The sequence below is a fragment of the Komagataeibacter kakiaceti JCM 25156 genome (assembly GCF_000613305.1).
Window position 1 is genome coordinate 1 of sequence record NZ_BAIO01000865.1, and the last position, 623, is coordinate 623.

Annotated in this window: 1 protein-coding gene; it reads right to left on the reverse strand. The window is 69.0% G+C overall.

Going from position 1 to position 623, the window contains the following annotated elements:
• Positions 1-465: HoxN/HupN/NixA family nickel/cobalt transporter (locus JCM25156_RS26595; RefSeq protein ID WP_457851830.1), on the reverse strand; the 465-nt coding region annotated here is incomplete at its 3' end.
• Positions 466-623 lie beyond the last annotated feature (158 nt).

The following is a 623-nucleotide window of genomic DNA, read 5'->3' on the forward strand; positions in this document are numbered from 1 at the left end:
CCCACGCAGGGCGCGCCACTGGCTTATGGCCGTGCCCATGTTCGCCGCCACCATGGCGAACAGGAACGTGGCGGACACGATCGTGCCCAGCGTCCCCCCGATCAGGTGCCAGCGTTCCAGCCAGCCCTGCATGGGCAGGGCCACCAGCATGACCGTGGCGAGGATAACCACGCTGGAATGACCCAGTGAAAAGAACAGGCCCACCCACAGGGGCGGGCGTTCAGCCAGCATGAGCCTGCGCGTGACCGCGTCAATCGCCGCGATATGGTCGGCATCCATGCCGTGGCGCAGGCCAAACGTCCAGGCCAGACCGGCGGCGCCCAGCAGCACGGGGGAGGCCCCCAGCATCCACAGCGCCCATGCCCACGCCATGATATTCGCCCCCACCAGCGCCGCAAGCAGACCGGCCACCGGCCTGCGGCCAGCCCCCCGCACCATGCCGGTCAGAGGGAGGAGCCGCCCCATGTCAGCAGATCCTCGGCAACTGTTCACCCATGGGCATGGTCACGACCCGCTGGCCGCCAAGACGGTTGACCAGCCGGACATCCCCCCTGCGCCCGCTGGCCGGTAGTTCCGCCAGCGTGCCAATGACCGCCGCGTTTTTTCCACGGTGCGCGCGCATG